A 4,868-nucleotide genomic window follows, 5' to 3' on the forward strand; every position below is an offset into this window, starting at 1 on the left:
CGTGAGCACCGAGCGCTCAGGCACGCGGTGCCAGCCGTCGCGCTCCCAGCCGCTTGAGGCGACCGCGGTGTAACCGTCGGTGACCTTGTAGCTGAGTTCGTAGTAGTCGGCTCCGAGAAATGCCGGAGCCTTGGCGGGGTCGTCTGCCACGACGACAAGCTCGTCGGGAGTGAGTAGCAGCGCGTTGATGCTGGCCTCGTCGGCCACATCGCCCAGACGCTCGGCAACGGTGCGAACGGCATCGACAACTGAGCTTCGTCGCATCTCAGAGACGAGAGCGAGTAGGTAGCGCTCGCTGTCGGTCTCCCCGCGAAGGGTGGAGAGCAGGTCGGCGTCGATCAGTGGCTCGATCGCGGCGATCTCCCGGATCGATCCATTGTGGGCGAAGGAGAGATCGCCATGGATGAACGGGTGCGTGTTGCGCTCGGCAACAGCGAGGTCGAGGGTGGCCGCCCTGAGGTGAGCGATCGCGCTGGTGGTTCGGGTGCCCGCGAATGCCGCGGTGTAACGGTCGCTCGAGTGAGCAGCCTCCGCGGCGATCGTGTGTGTGCGACCCTCTGAGTTCTCGGAGGCGAGACCCCAGCCATCCGCATGCAGAGTGGTCGAGAGCGCCGTAAATGCGTCGAAATCGGCCCCGAGGGCGTCGGGAATCGTCGTCTCGGTGCGAGACACGAAACCCAGGAGGCGGCACATGTCTATAACCGTAAGCAGGGCGCGCGCGGAGCCCAAGCGCGGTCGTCACCCTTCGTAACTTTTGGCTCGCATCCGTCTACCTGGCCGTCAGTGGCCCCCAAACGAGGGCAGACGGTGTGAATCGGGGGGTGAATTTGGGTGAAAGCGCGAGCCCGCATTTAAGACGTCAATAGCGTGAGAGTTCAATCACCCGCTCAGCGGACGGCTTGCCCACAGCCCTTCCGCAGGTCGTTTTGCGCGCTCGCGTGACGGCCACCGTCGAAAGTGTCTATGCCCTTGCGTGCCTCAATGCTTCCGTTCCGTGCTGCCCGCCGCGGTCGCCACCGTTTGCGCCGCTCGCCTCTCGTGACGATTGTTGCGGCGGCGCTTGTTGTTCTGCTCGGTGGTTCCGCCGCAGTCGCTACGACGATGGGTGCGGCACCCGCTGCCGCCGCCGGTGTGGCCGGACTGAGCGTGACCAAGACAGTCGACGTGACCAAGGCCCTCGCGCCCGGGGAGGAGTTCACCTACTCCATCGACGTTGCCTGCGCAGACTCTGCCTGCCTCGACGTGGTGCTCACCGACCCGATTCCGAGTCAGTTTCTCGGGTTCGAGTTCGTAGGGGCGCCCGTTGTGACGACGAGCACCGTGCCGACCTCCGTCGCTCTCACGGGCTGCACGACGACCGTGACAGCCGGGTGCGTGGTGACAGCGACGGTGACCCAGACGATCGACGGTGATACGGGAGTAATCCCCGCTGGTGATGGATTTGTGCTCATGTACACGCTCAAGGTTCCCCAGAGCCTCACGCCCGCGTGGCAGCACAACAAGGCTCCCATCACCAACACGGCGACGGCGACGGCAAGCAATACTGTGTCGGCGAGCGACACGGCACAGGTGACCGTCACGGTTCCCGTCGACGTGGATCTGACCATCGGCAAGACGTGGTTGCCTGCCTCGCAGCAGTTCGCGCCGGGGGCACCGTCGACGATGACGCTGACGACCCGCAACACCTCCAACGTTCCCGCTCAGTCGCTGGCCATTCAGGACCCCAAGGTTGCCGCAGCTAACTCTGCAACGCTGCCGACGACCAACCCGTTCCGCCTCGTTGACTTTGCGGGATTCGGCACCGTGACGATGCCGCAGGGCGCCGATCGCATCCAGGTCGACGCCTATGTGCTCGACAACGCTGGTTGGGTCTGGAAGACGGGAACACCCGCCGCCGCCGCGGCTCTGCCAGCCGGAGTCGCCAACGGAGACGTTGCCGGCCTTCGATTTACCTACACGGATGCTGCCGGTGCAGCCACTATTGCTGCTGGTGGAGCGGCGGGCAGTGTTGCGATCAATGTTGCCCAGCGTGCGACCGATCGTGAGGGTGGCGCGAGCCTGGTGCTTGGTGCCAACGCGAACAACGTAGCCGAGGCGACCGTTACGGTTCCCGGCGAGACGGCAGAGGTGAAGGAAGCAGACGCTCCGTACACGATCGGAGGGCTCAATGTTCAGGTGGGCACCTCTAAGTCGATCACGCCAGCGCACATCCCCGCAGGCGGCAAGGCCGACGCTGCAATCAGCGCCCGCAACAACTCGAACGGGCCACTCACGAGCCTGACCCTCTCCGACGTCGACTTCTTCACCGCCGACGTGCTCTTTGGCGGGTTTAACTCCGCTCCCGTATGGCCCGGCGGCGCTACCGCAGCATCCGTCATCTGGCATGTCGGCGGCGTAGCCCAGGCCCCCGTCGCATTCGCCTCGGTCGACACCCCCGTCGCTCCCGCCGGTGTCATCACGGGCTTCGAGCTGGTGTTCACCGGTCAGATCGCGGTGGGCGCCACGGCCGGAGCCGAGTTCACGATCGCGCCGACGACGGCGTTCGTACCCACGGCAGCGGCTTCGCCGAAGCGAATCACGAACGTCGTGACGGCCAAGGCCGTTAACCCCGCTGGCAGCACCTCCGCGACGGATGCTGCTCCGCTCCAGGTCTACTTTCCGGAGATCGACCTGAGCATCGAGAAAGAGATCAAGCCTTCGGGAGCGATCCCCGTCGGCGGCACCGTTGTTGTGCAGCTTTCTGGGGTCACCTCGGGAGACTCGAAGTATGTGGCGCCCAACAAGATCGTCATCACCGACGAGGCGACGGGCGCGGCGGACGATTTCTGGGAGGCCTTCAGCCCCACAGCTATCGCCCCGACCCAGGTTCCCAAGGGATCCACGCTGCTCGTTGAGTACAAGGACGCAACGGGCTGGCACACACTTGCTACGTCAGATGCCACGCTGGCTGCAGTGATGTTCGAGCACACGATCAGCTCCGCCCTCGTGCCGACCATCGTCGGCCTTCGCTACACGTTCGACTCGGTGGGCGGTGACTTCGCGCAGGCGACGGCCGTTGCCCCGAACGCCGTCTTCCAGGCCAATTCGACGCTGCGCACCTCCGGTTACCCCGTTGCGCCCGTCGTGTCGGGTGGGACGGGCGCGGTCGTGTACAACAACCTCGCCGTCGCTCAGGCCCACGGCCTGGCGGGCGGAACCACGCCCGTGGCAAGCAAGCCTAAGGATGACACTGCCCCGGCAACCGTCGTGCCTAGCCCCGGTGCCGGTGTGCTCTACGCCGACAAGAAGTGGCGCACTATCGGCGGAGCTGACCTGACGACGCTCGTCGCGCAGTCGGGCGACAGCGCCGTGACTCGTCTCTCGTGGGGAGTCCCCGTTTCGGGCTTCGCCTCGGTGACGATCAGCGACCCTGCCGGCAACGAAGCGAACCCTGGCGCGACCACCTTCCAGGCGTTCGACCTCAAGCGCATCCAGGCCAGGTCGTTCACGCAGGAACCGCTGCTGCAGTGGGACAGTGTGAGCACGATCGAGCTGTTCTACGGCGGTGCGTGGAACATCGTCGCGCCGCCCGCTGGGTCGTGGATGAGCAGCGCAGGCTTCACGGGCCACACGTTGACACCGGCCCAGGTTGCCAACACCACGGGTGTGCGCATCACTGTGGTTCCCAACGACGCGGCTCGCACCACGAGCAAGGATCCGCTCCGGGCGCTGCCCGGCTCGGGCGTCGCGACCGGAACCGCCGATGCCTCTCGCCACTTCGATCTCGAATGGTCCCTGCGCAACGCGGTTCGCGACACAACCTCGTCGACGTGGGCCACGGGCACCACGACCTTCAACCTGGGCGCAACCGACAAGGGTTCGCTGCGCAACACGGTCGCCGTGAACGGAACCCGATTCGTCGGCGCCCCCTCGACGGGAACCGCGCATGACGACATCACGCTGACCGACTTTCCCCCGAATGTGGGGCTCACGGTCGCGACCAGCAAGCCCAAGCTCGTGATCCCCAACCCGGGCGACGTCGACACGGCGATCTACCCCACGGCTGATATCTCGCTCGTTGCCGAAAGCACCGCATTGTCCCGCGCATCCTTTCTGCGGGTCACCGCCGGTGCGGAGTGTGGGCCGACGATGCCCGGCTGCCGCACATCGGCAACCGACCATGACGCCAACCCGTTCACTGGTGCGACCTATAGTGCGACCAGCCCGTTCGAGCGCCTCGACCTCACCAAGCTGAAGTTCACGGTGCCGGCCGCGGAGGTCAGTAAGAATCACTCGATGGTTACGCTGTGGCTGCGCGCCGCGGACGGAACGCTGACCACGGCCAGCTACACGATCACGCAGGCAGAAGCGTTGACGGCAGCGCAGTTGCAGAATGTCGTCGGCGTGAGTGTCGTCTACCAGGCGAGCGACCCGGCGACCAATGGCGGTTCGATCGTCAACGGCTCCGACTATTCGATGGTGTTCGAGACCCGGCTTCGCGAGACCCTGCGCAGCGGCGGTGCAGCCGACTTTGTCGTGCCGACCTCTCTCGACGGCTTCGGCTACGCCCAGAGCTACGACCCCGTCCTTCGCCCGACGGGTGCCGACTCGATGCCCATCGCGGCCGACTCTGCTCCGGTAGTGCTCGTCAGCGGCGAGCTCGATGTGGTCGCGGGCAAAGCGATCGCGCCGAGCACCGTCATCGAGCGGGATCGCGCGACCGCCCCGGTCACCGTGACGCTGTCTGCCAACGACGGCGCCTCGACCGCAGCGACTCACGAGGTTGTCATTACCGATACCGACGCGCGGTTCTGGAACGCCGTGCAGCTCTCGTCGCTGGGTGCCATCACGATGCCGGTCGGCTCTGACCGCGTGCGGGTGGATGTTCA

The 4,868-nt window shown here is 65.7% G+C and carries 2 protein-coding genes and 1 pseudogene; 1 reads left to right on the plus strand and 2 read right to left on the minus strand.

What is annotated here, in order from left to right; all coding sequences use genetic code 11:
- Together AC062T_RS12710 and rhlB are read right to left on the minus strand one after the other, a co-directional pair.
- Window positions 1–693: class II glutamine amidotransferase (locus AC062T_RS12710; protein WP_476030573.1), on the minus strand; the 693-nt coding region annotated here is incomplete at its 3' end.
- Between the two features lie 194 nt (window positions 694–887).
- Window positions 888–1,199 carry an ATP-dependent RNA helicase RhlB gene (gene rhlB, locus AC062T_RS12715; RefSeq protein WP_476030574.1) on the minus strand — a complete coding sequence of 104 codons (312 nt, stop codon included), beginning with the start codon at window positions 1,197–1,199 and terminating at the stop codon, window positions 888–890.
- On the opposite strand from rhlB, the pseudogene AC062T_RS12720 reads away from it, so the two are divergent.
- Window positions 1,165–4,868: pseudogene (locus AC062T_RS12720) on the plus strand (hypothetical protein); the annotation flags it as partial. The gene rhlB and the pseudogene AC062T_RS12720 sit on opposite strands and share 35 nt — an antisense overlap.

Source organism: Homoserinimonas sp. (assembly GCF_056262345.1).